Below are 16,936 nucleotides of genomic sequence, written 5' to 3' on the forward strand. Positions count from 1 at the left end.
CCGTCCTTCAAATATATTTCACCTTATCGACGCCCGGTATCTCCACCTTCTCAAAGCGCCAGTGATCCTTCATCGGCGCCGTCGCATCGATGCCCAATCCCGCGGTCACGCGCGGCTCGGGGCAAGACGGATCTAGCGTCGAGCAGGCGAGCCGCGGAATGATGATCGTATCTTTATCCGCCTGAAAGCGCGTCGCCATTGCCCAATCGACATCCTGCGGATTGAAGGGATCGATGTCCTCGTCGACAACGATCACCTGCTTCAAGCCGATCGCCAGCGATAATAACGCCAGAATAACATTGCGCCCCTCGTTTTCAGCGCGCTTCTTGATCGATACCACAACATGATGCCGAAACGTGCCGCCGGGCGTCATGTTGATGCCTTTGACTTCCGGCACGATCTTTTTGATCTCGCGCTCGACCACCGCGGCGTTGCCCCATTCGATCAGCGTGTGGTTTTCCGTGACCGGCATGCCAGTGAGCGCGGTCTGCCAGATCGGGTTTTTGCGCATGGTGATCGCGGTCACTTGCACCACCGGCGCTTGCTTGGCGTCGCTGTAGCAGCCAGGGTATTCCCCATACGGGCCGTCCGGCACCCGCTCGCCTGGAATGGTCACGCCTTCAATAATAACTTCGGCAAACGCCGGCACCTCGACATCAATGGTCTCGCATTTGGTGAGCTTGACGGCGGAACCGCGCAGGCCGCCGGCGACGTGAAACTCGTCGATGCCGTAGGGAACCTTGGCTTGCGACGCAATGACAATCGTCGGGTCGACACCTACCGCGGTCGCGACTTCCAAACCTTTTTCCCGTTCCTCGGCCATTAGAATCATTCTACCGAGATGATGATCCGCCGGCGCCCAGAGCGAAAGCTTATCTTTGCCAAGCACCAGCATGCGATGCACGGAGACATTGCGCACACCGGAATCGGGATCTTTGCCGATCTGCACGCCGATCGTCACGTAAGGTCCGATGTCTTTGCTCGCGTGGGTGACAATCGGCAGCTTGGTCAGATCGATCTGATCGCCGGTCCATTTGATCTCTTTCACCGGCCCGGTGGCAACCATTTCCGGCGGGATGCGCTTTTCTTCGAGGGTGGCGTAGCGCTCAGCGATTTGCTCCTGCGGCACACCGAGTCCAAGCGCGACCAACTTGCGTGTGGCGAACAAACCGCCGAGCACATTCCATCCGGGATACCCTTTGACGTTTTCAAACAACAGCGCCGGCCCCTGGATGTCCGAAGCCTTGCGGATGCCGGCGGCAATTTCGTGCTTGACGCTGACTTCGTCTTTGACCCGCTTGAGTTGCCCCAAGTCGTCCAGATGGGCGAGAAAACCTCTTAGATCGTCGAACATAAGGAACCTCGAAATTCAATTGCAGTATTGGAGTATGTGGAGTAATGGGCTTCGGATTCCGGACCCAAAACTCCACCACTCCAATACTCCATCACTCCAGTCTTTTCAGCAACGGCAACACTTCCTCGCAAAACCGTCTCACCTGGCCTTTTTGATCGTTCGCGGTAAAGCGCAGTACCGGCGTGCGGATGCCCATGTCGATCCACTCTTGAATCAACCCGGCGCAATCCTTCGGCGTGCCGTGCGCGAGCCAGACTTTGATTAATTTTTCCGGCGGATACGTCGGGCCGTAGTAATGATTGAAGTAGTCTTTTGCCTGCCGATAGGCCAACTGCCGGTCCTCGTTAATGTTGACCATGCCGTGAATTGCCACTTCGAAATTCGACAAATCCTTGCCGCTCTCTTGCGCTCCCTGCTCAATGACTTTCAGTCGCTTGCCCATTTCTTCGGCGGTAACACCCATGGTGATGTAGCCGTCGGCGAGCAAACCCACCCGGCGCATCGCTTGATCGACGGTCTTGTCACCGGCCTGCTCGCGATCGGGGCTAACGGCAATCCAGATCGGCGGCGGCTTCTGCACCGGCTTAGGCACGATGTTGTAATTTTCCAGTGTGTAATACTTGCCGCGGAACGACGTCGGCGTGTCGCTCCAGATCTGGCGCAAAAGCTCGATGCCCTCGCGCATGCGGCCGACGCGCTCCTCCTTCTTGATACCGAAGGCGCGCAGCTCGCCTTCATGGCCGCCGCCGATGCAGACGCCAAGCAGCGAGCGGCCTTGCGACAGCTGATCCAGCGTCGCCCATTGGATCGCCAACAGCACCGGATGGCGCACCGGAAACGACGCCATGCAGATCGTTCCCAAACGGACCTTTTTCGTGTGGGTTGCGATCGCCGCGAGCATTGTAATGGCTTCTAAGCGCGGCTTGTGAATCAAACTGTCGCCAAACCAGACCGACTCGAACACGCCGGTTTGCTCGGCGTACGCCGCAGTTTGGATCAACTCGTCGAGATCGGTGAGACCAAACAGCGCGCCGCGATTGGGCAAGCTTAAGCCCCATTTGACCGGCAAGTTTTGCATGGCTGGTTCAGTGTTAGAAGAACCGCTTTACACTGTCAAGCAATCCTTGATAGAAGACAACATCTATGAAATGTAAAGGGATAAGACCGATTCGCAGCGAATTTTTGGAGGAAGTTAAAGATGGCTAAGGACCTGCGCAGCTATTTGGACGATCTATTGGAGAAGCGACCCAAGGATGTCGTCGTCGTCGACAAAGAAGTCGATCCGGTTTACGAGGTCACGGGAATCGTTGAGCGCTTCGAACGCGAAAACAAATTTCCCCTCGTATTCTTCAAAAACGTCAAAGGATCGAAGTTTCCCGCCATTGTGAATCTTGGCGCCACCTACGAGCGCCTCGCCTTGGCCCTCGGCTCACCCAACGTGCCGCAGATGGTGCGCGACTTGGCGCATCGCGAGCATCAACCCCTGCCGGTGAAAGAAATCTCCGCCAAAGACGCGCCTTGCAAAGAAGTAATCTTGAAAGGCGACCAAGTCGACCTCGACCTGCTCCCCGTGCTGACCCACAACGAAGGCGACGCCGGCGCTTACATCAACGCTGCGGCGATGATCTGCAAAGAGCGCGGCACCGGCGCGGTCAATGTCGGTATCTACCGCCATCAGAAGCAGGGCAAACGTCAACTCGGTGTGATGATCAACCCAGCGAATCATGCCAACTACGTCCGCGCCGAATACGAAGAAAACAACGAGTCCATGGAAGTGGCGCTCTGCATCGGCCATCACCCGGCGTTGAACATGGCCGCAGTCAGCAAACAGGCCGGCGTCGGCTCGGAGCTGGAAATCGCCGGCGCGTTTCTCGGCGAGCCGCTGCGCGTCGTCAAAGCCGAGACGGTGGATCTCATGGTGCCGGCCGACTGCGAGATCATTGTCGAAGGCAAGGTGCCGCCGAAAAAACGCCAGTACGAAGGCCCCTTCGGCGAATGGCCGCATTACTACTACAAAGAAGGCGAATGCCCGTTCATCGAAGTCAGCTGCATCACCATGCGCAAGAACCCGATTTACCAGAGCATCCACAGCGCCCACATCGAGCACAACATCATCGGCGCCGCGCCACGCCTGGGCAGCTTGTTGAAGCGCGTCCAGGAAGTCGTGCCGAGTACCACCGCCGTGAATTTACCGATCTCCGGTGCAGCGCGCTCGCACTGCTACATCTCGGTCAAGAAACGCGCCGAAGGCGATCCCAAACAAGCGGCCCTCGGCGCCATCGTCACCGACCCGAATATTAAACATGTCATCGTCGTCGACGAAGACGTCGATGTCTTCAACGAAACCCAAGTGCTGTGGGCCCTGGCCATGCGCTTCCAAGCCGACCGCGACCTGGTCGTCATCCCGCACATCATCGGCTCGCACTTGAACCCGACCGCCTATGGCTACAATCGGCTGGAGCGCGGCCCGATGGAAACTAAATTAATCTTCGACGCCACCAAGCCGCTGCCGCCCTACGACTTCCCCCAAGAAGCCCAGGCGCCGGACGCGGTGCTGAAAAAAATCGACTTAAATCGCGACACCCGGCCCTACGAGCCCGGCAAAGACGACAAAGCGATAACCGGGAAATAGCCGAGTCAACGACTCGGCATTCCAAATTCCAAATTACAGATTCTAAATTATTCCAAATACGCACGATCTGGAATTTGGAATCGGGAATCTGGAATTCCGAGCGTAGCGAGGACGCATGCTTGAGATCCAAGGGGTCTCTAAAATTTACCAGAAGACCGTCAAAGACAGCACCAGCAAAGTTGAAGCGCTGTCCAACGTCAATCTTTCGATTCGCGAGAACGAGTTTCTCAGCATCATCGGGCCGAGCGGCTGCGGCAAGACCACGCTGCTCAAGATGATCGACGGCTTAATCCCATACGATAGCGGCACTATCTCGATCGACGGAAAACCGGTCCGCGGACCGGGACCGGATCGCGCGGTTGTCTTTCAGACATTCGCTCTACTGCCCTGGCGCACAGTGCAAGCCAACGTCGAATTTAGCCTAGAGTTCCGCCACATCGCGCCCAAAGAACGGAGCGAGATCGCCCACGATTTTCTAAAGCGCGTGGGCCTGGCCGACTTCGCCAACCACTACCCACACGAGCTTTCCGGCGGCATGCAGCAGCGCGCCGGCCTCGCTCGCGCTCTCGCGGTAAGTCCAAAAATCCTGCTCATGGACGAGCCCTTCGGCGCGGTCGATGCCCAGACGCGCCAGCTTTTGCAGGAGGACTTGCTGGAGCTCTGGCAACGCGAGCGCAAGACCGTCGTTTTCATCACCCACAGCATGGACGAAGCGGTCTATCTTTCGGACCGCGTGGTCGTCATGACACCGCGCCCAGGGAAAATTGCCGAGATACTAGAGGTGCCGCTGCCGCGCCCGCGCATCGCCGACGACGTGCGCCGCGATGCCAAATTCGTCGACTTGACCAACTACATTTGGGACAGCTTGAAGAAAAATATGGAGAACGGCCACCGCGGCCCACGCAGCGCGCAAGTCCAAGGCTCCGAGTTCGAGGTTCCAAATTCCAAAGTCGGTTCCAGTGTGAAGGCGTAGTTTGCATTGCAAGGGGCCCTAGCATAGCTAAGTAGAATAAATCCGAACTTTGCGTCCTTTGCGCCTCTGCGCGAGACAATATCCGAGATCCAGCGATGCCATCGCTAAATCGCTTCAACATCAACGTCCTCTCAATCATTTCCCTCGCCGTGGTCTGGGAAGTGGCCGGCCGCGTCATGGACTCGCAGTTAATCCCGCCGCTGTCGCAAATCGGCCTTGCCTGGTGGAAGCTCTTTGCCAGCGGCAAGCTGCTCACCAACCTCACGGCCAGCCTATGGACCCTCGCCGCGGGATTTTTTCTGGCGGTCTTCGTCGGCATCATCATCGGCTTACTAATGGGCCGCTTTCGCGCCGTCGAGCATTTTCTCGATCTTTATGTCAATTCACTCATGTCTGCGCCGACCACCGCTTTCGTCCCCGTGCTCATCATGTGGCTCGGCCTCGGCGTGCAGTCGCGCATCGCGGTGGTTTTTCTTTTTGCCGTCTTTGTGATCATCATCAACACCATGACCGGGGTTAAGCAGGTCGACCGGGTCTTGGTCGAGATGGCCCACTCCTTCGGCGCGCGCGAGCACGAAGTTTTTCGCAAGATCATTCTGCCCGCCGCCATGCCGGCCATCATGGCCGGCGTGCGCCTCGGCATGGGGCGCGCGGTCAAAGGCATGGTCACCGCCGAGATGCTGCTCACGCTCACCGGCATTGGCGCCATGATCATGCAATATGGCTCGGCCTTCGCCACCGATTCGCTTTTCGCCGTGATTTTGACCATTCTTATCGTCGCCATGATCACCATGAAGCTAGTTCAAATGGTCGACCAACGTCTAACTGGATGGAAAGTAGAAGTCGCCGTCGAATAAACCCCTTACTATGGGAGGAGTTTTTATGATCAGGTCGTTTGCCAAAACCGCCGCGTGGCTCGTGCTAGTCGCCTTGGCCTTGGTCTGGGGCAGCGAGGCTCAGGCGCAGAAAAAAGTGCGCTTCGCCTACCCGTCATCAGCGGACATGGGTGACATTCCGTCGCTGCTCGCTTGGGAACAGTTGAAGAAACAGGGCATCGAAGTCGTGCCGACTTTTTTTCCGAAGACCGACTTGGCCGTGCAGGCGGTGGTCGCCGGTGAGGCGGACATGGGCACCGCCGCAGGCATCGCGGTCATGAAAGCGGTTGAAAGCGGGCTGAACGCGCGGATCATCGCCGAGCAGGTGCGCAACGAGTGGCAGCTGGTGGCGCCCGTATCGGTCAAAGACCCCAAGCAACTCGACGGCAAAAGAGTCGGCTACCACGCGCCGGTCACAGTCACCGAAGCGCTGGTCAAGTGGATGGCGCAACATTATAAGATCAATCCCCAGTGGATGATCATACCGGGCTCCGACGTGCGCGCCGAAGCGCTGATGCGCGGCCAACTCGACGCCACGCCCGCCGAGATCGGCGACGTGATCAATATCTTGAATAGCAAGCCTGGCCAGTTTCACGTGTTGACCTCCTACGCCAAGACCTTTCCGCAGTTGATCGGCTCGATGTATTTCTCGCGCGTCGACTACCTTCAACAAAACGGCCCAGTCGTCGAAGCCGTGCTTGAAGCGCTGCTGCGCGCCCATCGCCTGCTTGACGAGAAACCCGCGCTGGTGAAAGAACACGCGCTGCGATTGCTGCCGGAGACCAAACCGGAGCTGATCGACGCCATCGCCAAGAGCTATCGCGAGTTGCGGATCTGGGACGTCAACGCCGGCGCCGGCAAAGAACGCGGCAATGCCAGCATCAAATTCTTCGAAGAGGCCGGCCTCTTGAAGAAAGACGCGGTGACCTTCGCTCAAGCCTTTGAAACCGCGCCGCTGGAAAAAGTGTTGAAGAAGATTGGCGTAAAGAAATAAGGAAATCGCAAATCTCCTCTAACCCCTCTTTATTCAAAGAGGGAACCGGATTGCTCCCCCCTTGAGAAAACAGGGGGGAGCAGGAACCGCATCAGAAACTTTGAACCCTTGGATAGACTCAGGGCAAGCTTTTGAACCTTGAACTTTGAACCCATCGCAAAGCGATGAAGCCCAACACCCTCCGCTTTCTCTCCGTCCTCACTCTCACCGCAGCCTGGGAGATCGCCGGCCGCGCAGGCAACGCGCGCCTGCTGCCGCCGTTTTCCAAAGTCATGAGCGCCTGGTTCGATCTGCTGGTTTCGGGGCAGCTGTTTCAAGCGCTAGCGATCAGCTTACAAGCGCTGGTTATTGGTTTTCTGATCTCGCTCGCCATTGGCGTGCCGTTGGGCTTGTTGATGGGCCGCTACCGCCGCCTCGCTTCGTTTCTCGACGTCTACATGACCGCGCTGCTTACCGTGCCGATGATCTCCTTCATTCCTTTTTTGGTCATCGCTTTGGGCCTGGGACTGCACTCGCGAGTCTGGATCGTTTTTCTCTTTGCCTTCGTGATCATCGCCATCAACACCGCCGCCGGCGTGCGCAACGTCGATCCGACGCTGACGGAGATGGCGAAATCCTTTGGCGCCAAGGAAAGCGAGCTGTTTGCCAAGGTAATCCTGCCGGCGGCTTTGCCGATGATCATGGCCGGCGTGCGCCTCGGCATGGGGCGCGCCGTGTTAGGAATGGTCACCAGCGAAATGATTCTCGCGGTCGTCGGCTTTGGTGCCATGCTGATGACCTTCGGCGCGTCCTTTAACTCCCCCGCACTGTTCGCCACGATTCTCACGATCGTGCTGCTGGCCGTGGCACTGCTGGCACTGATTCAATTTCTCGACCGCAAGCTCACGCCCTGGCGCGCGGCAACATGAGTCGCCGCACACTATCCCTAATCCCTTCGTCCTGAGCTCGTCGAATGGCTCCGAAGAGTTTTTTAGCGGCGTGCTACGGCTTATAAATCGTAATATTCAGATCCCGTCCCCGCCCGCCTTCCGGACAAGCGCTGATCGCCACTAAACAATCCATCTCCGAGCGAAAGTCGACCATGTCGCCTTCCGGCCGCGGCCGGGTCATCGAGTAGCGCATGCTGCCGGTCTTAGCGTTGATCTCCATGGTCTGGAAAACATTCAGCGGGCTCGGCACGTCTTCTTTAGGCACACCATGGGGTTTCAACGCTTTGGCCAGATTCTCCCAGCAGCCATGTTTCGGGGCGACGACCTTTTTTCTGCCGAGCTTCTTCCACACGCCGCCATAGATTTTAAAAATCTCATCTCCCCATTTCTTGTAGAAGGACGTGCTGCACATGCCTTTTTCCATATCATGCGTGCCTCGATAGGTATCTTTGATAATCGTCTGCATGACGTTGTTGAACTTGGAGATCAACATGTCGCCGGTGGTCACGTAAATTTTTCCCTGATCGACTTTGGTGCGCGCCTGATCGAAACGCTCCTTGACGTTGCGCAGATTGAAAACCGTGTAATCCGCCGTCGAGTGGCCTTGCACGCGAATCACCTGGCCCTTCTTAACGGCGAACGTTGCACCGGTGTTGCTCTTGATTACTGACTCGCTGAGAATTTTCACATCGTCCTCCTCGTGGGTGGGAAATCTTCCGTAAGTTACTTGATCGATGCTCTCCAAAGCAAGAACGAATCGCTCATAGGCAATCGGCATGAGGCAACAGGGAATAGTTCGGATGCGGGCGGGCGCAATGAATTGCGCCCCTACATCGGACAACCGCAGCGATCAAGCATTAACGGTCTTAAGGAGCTCTGACTCATCGCGTCCACCGGACCGGTACACGAAAGGAATTTGTAGGGTGCGCAGCGCGCACCGTGTCTGGATGGTGCGCACGGCGCACCCTACGAGATTCATCTGCTTCTGGCTCCCTAACGATCGCATGCAGGGGCGCGATTTATCGCGCCCGCTCTCTCGTGCGCCAATCGTGAATTGAATAACTAAACTCTGCCACGTATAAGCGAGTAGTCGATCCGAAGGAGGAGCCATGCTGAACGGTTACAAGATCTGCGACGCCGACGCCCATGCGATCATGAGCCCGGCCATGTGGCAGGATTTGCCCGAGGAATTCGTCCACCGCCGCCCGCGCGCCGTGCGCATCATTGACGATAAAGACTTGGGCCGCTGGAACACCGGCTGGCTCATTGAAGGGCGCATGGAGCCGCATGTCTTCGGCCCCGGCTCCCACGCGGCAAACACGCCGGGCATCGTCATGGAAGAACTGGACACAAGATCCAATGTCGACAAGAACCACGGCGCCATTCCGATTGGCTGCCTTGATCTGTCCAAACCCGAAGAACGCATCGCCATGCTCGACAAGAGCGGCATCGACATGCAGTTTCTGATGCCGAGCACGCTCTACGCCAACATCACCGAGGAGCCGGCCTATGAAGCGGCGTTGTATCGCACCTACAACCGCTATATGGGCAAGCAATGCGGCCAGCATTCCAATCGCATTCGATGGGCCGGCCTGATTCCGATGCGCAACGGGCGCCAAGCCTGCGAGGCCATCGAGGAAATGAAAAAACTCGGTGCCGCGGCTGCGGTGGTTTACGGCACCGTCGGCAACCGCATGCTCTGTCATTCCAGCTTCACATCCGTGTGGGACGAGTTCGCCAAGAGCGGCCTGCCGCTGTGCGTGCACATGGGATCGAGCTACATGCCGCTAACCGAGTTATGCGAAAATATTTTGGACTCGAACATGATCAGTAAAGCGCTGCCGGCCAACTTGGCGTTCGTCGCCATCGTCGGCCACGGCATGCTCGACCGTTATCCGCATTTGAAAGTGGGATTTTTGGAATTCGGCGCGGAATGGATCTTCTACATGTCGGGCCGGCTGAAACACTACGCTGTCTTGAACAAGCGGCGCATGCCCAGCAGCAGGGGTCTGCTCCAGCGCGACGTTGAAGATTATTTCAAATCCGGCAGAATTTTCGTCGCCGCCGAAGCCGACGACGAAATGATGACCCAGGAGATGGCGCTGCTCGGTGAAGATCAAATTCTCTTCTCATCCGACTTCCCCCACGACGAAGGCCGCGGCGATGCGATGAAAGAGATACTGGAGCGCCACGACCTCAGCGAAGTCCAGAAGCGCAAGATTCTGTGCGACAACACGCTGCGCTTTTTCGGCCAAGGCTAGAATAATCTGACAAAAGATTGCGGGCGAAACCAGGGTTCGCAAAGTACCAGTGCCGAAAAGCCAGTAGATGCAAGGACTATTCAAAGTCAGCGCAGCGATTTCCGACCTCCTCGCCCTTTGGGAGAGGATCGAGGTGAGGGCACATTGTGGCATGACCCTGTCGCGCATCGAATCGCCCTCACCCTAACCCTCTCCCAGAGGGCGAGGGAACCGGATCGTCTCAGTGCACAAAAAGTGCATCAACGCTAACCGGGCGGCAACTAATGAACTCGATTTTCGCGGATTTCGTATTCCGTGTCGAATCAATGTTGGGTTTTAAGAAGCACACAAGGAGCACCCCCCTTGATCACAAAGATCTTCATAACTTTACTTGTTAGTTTAGCGTTCTTATCTTTCTCATTTCTAAGCGACGCCAAAACCATCCGCGTCGCCATCCCCGGCTACAACATCACCCAGATCGCTTTCTTCACCGCCAAAGATCGTGGCTATTACAAAGACGAAGGTCTCGACGTCGAGCTGATTCAGATGACCGGCACGCTGGCCAACCTCGCGCTCATGACCGGCGAAGTGCCTTTCACCACCGTCCCCGCCGCAGCCATGAGCGCTAACCTGCGCGGCGCCAATCTGCGCGTGCTGTTTTCGACCTGGGAGCGGCCGCTGTTTTGGCTCATGACTAAAACGCCGATCCGCGATGTTAAAGAACTAAAGGGCAAAAGGATGGGCGTGCCGGGGTTGAACTCCGTCGGTTATTTCTTGCTGCGCGAGTATCTCGAAAAGCACGGCATGGAGCCGGGCAAGGACTACACGTTGATCCAAGCCGGCGACAGCGCGCCGCGATTGTTAGCGCTGCAGAACGGCGTGGTCGATGCGACGATCTTGCCGCTGCCGTGGAACATCCAAGCCCAAGGCGCCGGCCTCTATGAAGCGGCGTCCATGGCCAAAAGCGACATCGTCGTGCCCAACGGCAGCATCGTCATCAAAGAAGAGCTGCTGAAGAGCGATCCAATACTCGTCGAGCAGTACGTGCGCGCCACCATGAAAGGCCTACGCTACGCCGCCGAGCGCCGAGCCAGCACGATCCCGATCCTGATGCGCAGTATGAAAATCAAAGAAGACTTGGCAGCCAAAGCCTACGACGCCGCCCGCCCTGCGCTGACGCAAGACGGCACGTTTACCGACGCTTCGCAGAAAAAAGCCGTCGAGTCTGTCCTGCGCATCGCCGGTTTTAAAGAAAGCATGACGCCGGATAAGTTTTTCAATTTCGTCGTAACGAAGAAGGTCGCTACCGAATTACAGGCGAAGGGTTGGAAACCGGGCGCGTGAGGAAAGTATGAATTATGAAGGATGAAAGCGGAAGGGACCATATAATTATCTGGCCCCAATTCATCCTTCCGCTTTCATAATTCATACTTAGTTCCCAAACACCATCGTCAAATACCCCGTCCCATTGCTGCCCTGATAACACAACGACTCGCCCTTCACGTCTTTGCCTAGAGCGCCGCGTAGCATGTAGAGATGCCCGGCGCGGCCTTCAGGGTTCCAAGTCTCGAAATCTTCATCGCTCATATCGAGCAAACGGCCGTGCTGGCCTTTTTCCAGCCAGTCTTTAGCCAACAAATCGATGCGCTCCCCTTGCGGGCAGACATACTCAGGCGGCTTGGAAAAATCGAACGTGTGCGACAAGCCGCCGCTGGCGACGAAGAAAGCCCTGCGCCCGAGTTGGCGCACCGCTTGCGTCATCGCTTCGCCGAACTGGCGGTGCGCTGCGCGCGGGCCGCGCCACCAAATCGAGCATGGCACGAGCGGCGTGCGCCGCGCACCCGAGAGTAAATGGCCCGGTACCCACACCGCGTGCTCCTGCGCAACGCGGTGCATGCGCCGCGTGGGAGTGCCGCTGTGCTGCGCCAGATGCGCAATCAACGCCGCCAACTCCGGATCGCCGGAAAAATCGAACAACTGCGGCTCGACGCCTTCGTAGGACGAATCGCAGCCGTCTCGATGCAGCGCGCCATCGTCGATGAAAAATCCATCGCGCGGCATCCAATGGGTCGATGCCAACACGATTACGTCCGGCTTTAGCTCATCTAAACGCTGACGCACTTGGTCGATGGCGGCTAGGGATTTGTTGCGATGGTCCGCCGGCCGGTGCCGCGCCTCGTACATGGGAATGGTGTGCGGCAGTACCACCCCACCTATGAACCCACCGACCGTTGGCCCTGGCTTTGAATCAACCGGCTCAGGCGCGTGCCCGCAATACTCCCGCACGCACCAATGCGCGAAGTCCACGGTTGCTCCCTGCGCTTCAATCCTGCCGCCGACGTCGAGAGCGATGACCCGAATCACCGGAATTTCTTCGCGACCGAGCACTGAAAACGCTTCCGGCATGACGGCTACGGTATAGACACAATCGTTCTTCTCCGTGATGGTCGCACCATTTTCTTGCCGGCTCATCGTCCGCGGGTAGCCCAACACCTCGATGTCGATGACCACGGCCGGCCGCGCAGCGAAACGCGCCAACGCTGGGGTCCAGGTATGCGTGAGCTGCACGACGGTGCCTCGCTCGTACATGTCATCTACGGTTCGATAAGCCATAACTTTCTCCAATGCGACAATGCGAATCCTAACCGAGGTTTAGCAAACTCATTGCTTTATTGACAGCGTCCTCGCCGCGGGGATAAATACCGATCTGAATCAGACCGGTCGTCAATGAGTAATCAAATACACACGCTCCCAGGGTCCGATAGCGCACGCGCCGGTTACGTCATTCAAGCGCAGAATGTCAGCAAAACCTTCCAAACCCCGGACGAACAAAAAGTCGGCGCGCTGGAAAACATCTCGCTCGACGTCGCCGCCGGTGAGTTTGTCACCGTCGTCGGTCCGAGCGGCTGCGGCAAGTCCACGCTTATCAAATTAATCGCCGGCCTTGTCGTGCCGACTTCTGGGCGTATCATTTATCAAGGGAAAGAAGTGCTGGGCCTCAACACCAAAGTTGGTTACGTGCCGCAGGAGAGCAAGCTCTTTCCCTGGCTGACCGTCGAGGAAAACGTCGCCTTCGGGCTCGACAGCAAAGGTTACTCGGCGAAAGAACGTTCGGAGCGGGTGCAATATTTTATTCGCCTCGCCGGTCTTGTCGGCTTCGAAAAACGCTACCCATCCCAGCTTTCCGGCGGCATGAGTAAGCGCGCGTCGATCGTGCGCGCGCTCGCCTACGACCCGCCGGTGATTTTGATGGATGAGCCGTTCGGTCCACTCGATGCGCAAACGCGCATGATCTTGCAAGACGAATTGCTGAAAATCTGGGAGCAAAAGCGCCAGACCATCGTGTTTGTCACTCATGATCTGGTTGAGGCCGTGGCCCTCGCCGATCGCGTCGTCGTCATGACTCACCGCCCCGGCCAGATCCGCGACGTCATCCAAGTGCCCATGGCGCGACCAAGAAATATTTTTGAGATTCATCGGCAAGATGGTTTTGACGAGGCCCATGCCCGGTTGTGGAATATTTTCCGGCATGAGTTGAATGTGAAAAACGGCGCTGAACGCTAGTCACTCGTAAGAGCAGGAGATGCTTGCACCACGAAGACACGAAGACCACGAAGGACGGAGAAAGAATTTCATGGTGTTTCTTTCCGAACTTCGTGGCCTTCGTGTCCTCGTGGTGAGATCATGAATTTCCAATTGCCATGACCACCGACGCCCAGACAACTCAAGTCGCCAGCACACGCAGCCATCGCCCGGCGTGGCAGCGCGTGCTGATGATTCATGGGATCAGAATCTTTATCGTCGGTGGATTTTTCCTGCTCTGGGAGTACGCCTCGGGTAACTGGATCGAAGCGTTTCTTATCAGCAGCCCGAGCAAAATCTGGGCGGCGTTCGTAAAAGTCTGGCAGTCCGGCGAGCTCGCCACCAACACCTGGGTGACCTTTCAGGAAATCGCCATCGGTTTTCCCATCGGTGCACTGACCGGAATCTGGACCGGCTATATGTTCGGCCGGAGCAAGCTTTTGGCGGATATTTTCGAGCCCATCATCATCGCCCTCTACGGCGTGCCACGCACGGCGCTGGCACCGCTGTTCATTGTCTGGCTGGGCATCGGTATCTGGTCGAAAGTTGGCGTGGTTTTTATCCTGGTTTTCTTTCTCAACTTTTTTAATACCTACGCCGGTATGAAACAGCTCGATCAAGAGTTCGTCGACTTGGCGCGCTTGATGGGCGCCAACCGCTGGCGCCTGTCATTTCGCGTCATCCTGCCGGCGGTGTCGCCCTATATCATCACCGGATTCAAAACGAGTATCCCGTTCTCAGTGATCGGCGCCATCACCGGCGAATTCATCGCCGCCACCGAAGGCTTGGGCTACTACATCCGCGCCGCCGCCGGCGTCTTTCGCACTGCCGACGTGTTTGTCGGCATCGCCGTGTTGATGATAATCGTCATCCTGATGAACAAAGTCGCCGATCTGATCGAACGGCGCGTGCTGCGCTGGCAAACTCAAACCGAAAGCGTTCAGGTACAAGGATAAGGAGGTATCGTTCAATGACGAAAACACTTTGCGCCATGGCTGTCGCCATTCTGGCACTGGGAGCCGCCCATGCCCGCGCTCAGCAGAAAGAAGAGATCACCATCACCACGGCGGTTTCCAATCTCGCCTTTTCGGCGGTATGGGTCGCCGAGCAGTTGAAATATTTCGAGCAAGAAGGCGTGCGCGCCAAAGTTGTCGTCGCCGGCGGTGGCTCACAATGTCAGAGCGCCGTGGTCGGCCGCTCGGCGCAGTATTGCGCGTCGTCATCCGAAGGCTTGATCCTCGCCTACGCCGAAGGTGCACCGCTCATCGCCGTCCAAACGCACAACCGCAACATGACGCTCACCGTCGGCGTGCGCAAAGCCATCGCCGATAAGCTGAAGCTCACGCGCAAAAGCCCGCTGGCCGAGCGCATGGCAGTGGTCAATCACCTGGGCACCATCGGCACCACCGGCCCGGGCGCCGTATCGGAGCAGATCTTTCGCTTCATCGCCAACAAAGTCAAAGCCGATCCGAGCAAACTAAAGTTTGCCGCCCTCGGCGGCAACGAGCTCGTGCCAGCATTGATGAACAATGTCATCGACGGCTTCGCCCAATCGCCGCCGTCGGTGGAGATCACCGAAGCGGCCGGCAAAGGCTACGCGCTGATTCCGTTAGGGTTGGGGGAAATCCCGGAATTCACCGACTACCCGTTTGAAGTTCTAATGGCGCGGCCCGACTACGCCGAAGCCAACCGCGAGACCACCAGTGCGGTGTCACGAGCAATCTCACGCGCCGGCGCGCTCTATCACAGCAAGCCCAATGAATTTAAGGCCGCGTTGCGCGCGCATAAGTTTTCCGACAAAGCGAAATTGGAGGACGACGTCTTCAACCTCGCCTACAGCATGGTCGCCCCAGCCATGCCCAGATGGGGCAACATGACCACCGACGGCTGGAACAAAGTGATCAACTTCGCCCACGGCGCCGGCATGTTGAAAGATCGCTCGAAGATTCCTACGGCTACGGAAGGATTGCTCTGGACCAACAAGTTCGTGGGAAAAGCGCCGTGATCGCGCCTCTCGCGATTCAAGATTACAGATTCCAAATTCCAGATTGAATCCGGAATCCGACGATTTGGAATCTGGAATTCACTGTTCGCTGCTCGCAGCGACCTGCGATCACCGCACGCCCATCGCCGCGAGAAAAGCTTTCAACGAGCCAAACTTTAAATAGGGATTGGTCTTCTTCTGCTCGCCGATGGTAGCTTGGCTGAGCCGCGAGTAATTATGTCCGGGGAAGAGAATCGTTGACTCGGGCAGCGCCGCGAGTTTTTGCGTCAGGCTGTAATACATCTGTTCCGGGTTGCCGCCGGGAAAGTCGACCCGGCCGCAGGCGTCGATGAACATGGTGTCGCCCGACACGACGCGCCCGTCAACGAGAAAACATTGTGATCCCGGCGTGTGGCCGGGTGTGTGCATCAGTTCAATTTCAATCCCGCCGACGTTGATCTTGTCGCCATTATCGCTCTTGATCATGTCCGACGCCGACAAGCCTTTGATGAACTCGGCTTCGGCCTTGTGAACGACGACCTTGGCTTTGCACTTTTCCAATAGCTCTACCGCGCCATCGATCTCCATCCCGGCGAACCCGCCGCCGACATGATCGGGATGCGTGTGCGTCACAAACGCATGGGTGATTTCCATCTCATCTTGTGCAGCAATCTTCAGAATCGTTTCGATTTCCCAAGCCGCATCGACCACCGCAACTTTGCGCGTCTGCGTCGAGCCGACCAGATAAACATAATTCTGCATCGGCCCAATTTCGATCTGCTTGAAATATATCGAAGGATTCATTTTGGAATCTGGAATCTGTAATTTGGAATTCGCTTTCAGCGATCCTTCGCTGAAAGCGACGCGTAACTCACACCCTCGCCATTATCCTTGCTCACCGGCAAGCCCGATTCTTCCCAACCCGCCGCAATCAGTCGCCCGGTTTGATCGCGCATGCCGCCAAAGCCGCCGAGCATATTCGACAGGTCCTGGTAGCCCGCTTCCGCCAGCAGCCCAGCAGCCCGCGCCGAGCGCCCTCCGGCCTGGCAACCGAGAACCAGCTTTTTGTCTTTGGGAAAATTCTTTGCAACCACACTGACAAAATCAGGATTCAACACCATGCCGCGCGCGGGATCGGGAAAGGCGACGGGAATGTTCACGGCGCCGGCCGGATGGCCGTTGTCAAACTCCCGCGGTGTGCGCACGTCGATGTAAATGGCAGTCGTATCGGCTTTGAGGAGATCGTGTGCTTGATGTGGCGTGATATCTTTGAAAGACATTTTGCGTTCTCGTTTGGCGTCTAGAGTCTTGCGTCTAGCGTTGGGTGAATCCGGAAACGCCAGACCACAGACGCTAAACCCTAGACGCCCCGC

16 protein-coding genes are annotated in these 16,936 nt (G+C 57.2%); 10 read left to right on the forward strand and 6 right to left on the reverse strand.

Annotated elements, in window-relative coordinates; all coding sequences use genetic code 11:
* Window positions 1-7: 7 nt before the first annotated feature.
* Together FJ145_01960 and FJ145_01965 are read right to left on the reverse strand one after the other, a co-directional pair.
* Entirely contained in the window at window positions 8-1,354 is a 1,347-nt protein-coding gene (locus FJ145_01960; GenBank protein ID MBM4260183.1) for a UbiD family decarboxylase, read from the reverse strand.
* Between the two features lie 91 nt (window positions 1,355-1,445).
* On the reverse strand, window positions 1,446-2,432 hold the full coding sequence (locus FJ145_01965) for an LLM class flavin-dependent oxidoreductase (GenBank protein ID MBM4260184.1): 987 nt from the start codon (window positions 2,430-2,432) through the stop codon (window positions 1,446-1,448).
* A gap of 120 nt (window positions 2,433-2,552) precedes the next feature.
* Here FJ145_01965 and FJ145_01970 point away from each other — a divergent pair, with 120 nt between their 5' ends.
* From FJ145_01970 to FJ145_01990, 5 genes are all read left to right on the forward strand, one after another.
* On the forward strand, window positions 2,553-3,986 hold the full coding sequence (locus FJ145_01970; GenBank protein ID MBM4260185.1) for a UbiD family decarboxylase: 1,434 nt from the start codon (window positions 2,553-2,555) through the stop codon (window positions 3,984-3,986).
* Window positions 3,987-4,101: 115 nt separating this feature from the next.
* Window positions 4,102-4,959 carry an ABC transporter ATP-binding protein gene (locus FJ145_01975; protein MBM4260186.1) on the forward strand — a complete coding sequence of 286 codons (858 nt, stop codon included), beginning with the start codon at window positions 4,102-4,104 and terminating at the stop codon, window positions 4,957-4,959.
* A 95-nt stretch (window positions 4,960-5,054) separates the two neighbouring features.
* Complete coding sequence (locus FJ145_01980) at window positions 5,055-5,816, forward strand: ABC transporter permease (protein ID MBM4260187.1); 762 nt, start codon at window positions 5,055-5,057, stop codon at window positions 5,814-5,816.
* Between the two features lie 10 nt (window positions 5,817-5,826).
* Entirely contained in the window at window positions 5,827-6,828 is a 1,002-nt protein-coding gene (locus tag FJ145_01985; GenBank protein MBM4260188.1) for an ABC transporter substrate-binding protein, read from the forward strand.
* Window positions 6,829-6,992: 164 nt separating this feature from the next.
* Entirely contained in the window at window positions 6,993-7,736 is a 744-nt protein-coding gene (locus tag FJ145_01990) for an ABC transporter permease (protein MBM4260189.1), read from the forward strand.
* Window positions 7,737-7,809: 73 nt separating this feature from the next.
* Here FJ145_01990 and FJ145_01995 read toward each other — a convergent pair whose 3' ends face one another.
* Complete coding sequence (locus FJ145_01995; GenBank protein MBM4260190.1) at window positions 7,810-8,535, reverse strand: urea carboxylase-associated family protein; 726 nt, start codon at window positions 8,533-8,535, stop codon at window positions 7,810-7,812.
* 331 nt (window positions 8,536-8,866) lie between these two features.
* Here FJ145_01995 and FJ145_02000 point away from each other — a divergent pair, with 331 nt between their 5' ends.
* Window positions 8,867-10,018, forward strand: coding sequence for a hypothetical protein (locus FJ145_02000; protein ID MBM4260191.1), 1,152 nt, complete (start codon window positions 8,867-8,869; stop codon window positions 10,016-10,018).
* A gap of 282 nt (window positions 10,019-10,300) precedes the next feature.
* Window positions 10,301-11,341, forward strand: a complete 1,041-nt coding sequence (locus FJ145_02005; protein ID MBM4260192.1) for an ABC transporter substrate-binding protein — start codon at window positions 10,301-10,303, stop codon at window positions 11,339-11,341.
* A gap of 87 nt (window positions 11,342-11,428) precedes the next feature.
* Here FJ145_02005 and FJ145_02010 read toward each other — a convergent pair whose 3' ends face one another.
* Entirely contained in the window at window positions 11,429-12,610 is a 1,182-nt protein-coding gene (locus tag FJ145_02010) for a hypothetical protein (protein ID MBM4260193.1), read from the reverse strand.
* Window positions 12,611-12,724: 114 nt separating this feature from the next.
* Between FJ145_02010 and FJ145_02015 the strand changes: the two genes are divergently transcribed.
* The 3 genes from FJ145_02015 (at window position 12,725) to FJ145_02025 (ending at window position 15,584) form a co-directional block, all read left to right on the forward strand.
* A complete protein-coding gene (locus FJ145_02015; protein ID MBM4260194.1) occupies window positions 12,725-13,561 on the forward strand; it encodes an ABC transporter ATP-binding protein in 837 nt (278 codons plus the stop codon).
* A gap of 137 nt (window positions 13,562-13,698) precedes the next feature.
* The gene (locus FJ145_02020; protein ID MBM4260195.1) at window positions 13,699-14,535 is read left to right on the forward strand and encodes an ABC transporter permease; all 837 of its coding nucleotides are present in this window, start codon (window positions 13,699-13,701) and stop codon (window positions 14,533-14,535) included.
* Window positions 14,536-14,549: 14 nt separating this feature from the next.
* Window positions 14,550-15,584, forward strand: coding sequence for an ABC transporter substrate-binding protein (locus FJ145_02025; GenBank protein MBM4260196.1), 1,035 nt, complete (start codon window positions 14,550-14,552; stop codon window positions 15,582-15,584).
* Window positions 15,585-15,692: 108 nt separating this feature from the next.
* On the opposite strand, the gene FJ145_02030 is transcribed toward FJ145_02025, so the two are convergent.
* Together FJ145_02030 and FJ145_02035 are read right to left on the reverse strand one after the other, a co-directional pair.
* On the reverse strand, window positions 15,693-16,367 hold the full coding sequence (locus FJ145_02030; GenBank protein ID MBM4260197.1) for an MBL fold metallo-hydrolase: 675 nt from the start codon (window positions 16,365-16,367) through the stop codon (window positions 15,693-15,695).
* Between the two features lie 35 nt (window positions 16,368-16,402).
* Window positions 16,403-16,843 (reverse strand): rhodanese-like domain-containing protein, encoded by a 441-nt coding sequence (locus FJ145_02035; protein MBM4260198.1) that lies wholly within the window; start codon window positions 16,841-16,843, stop codon window positions 16,403-16,405.
* Window positions 16,844-16,936 lie beyond the last annotated feature (93 nt).

The sequence above is a fragment of the Deltaproteobacteria bacterium genome (assembly GCA_016874755.1).
Taxonomy (GTDB): Bacteria; Desulfobacterota; Binatia; order UBA9968; family UBA9968; genus DP-20.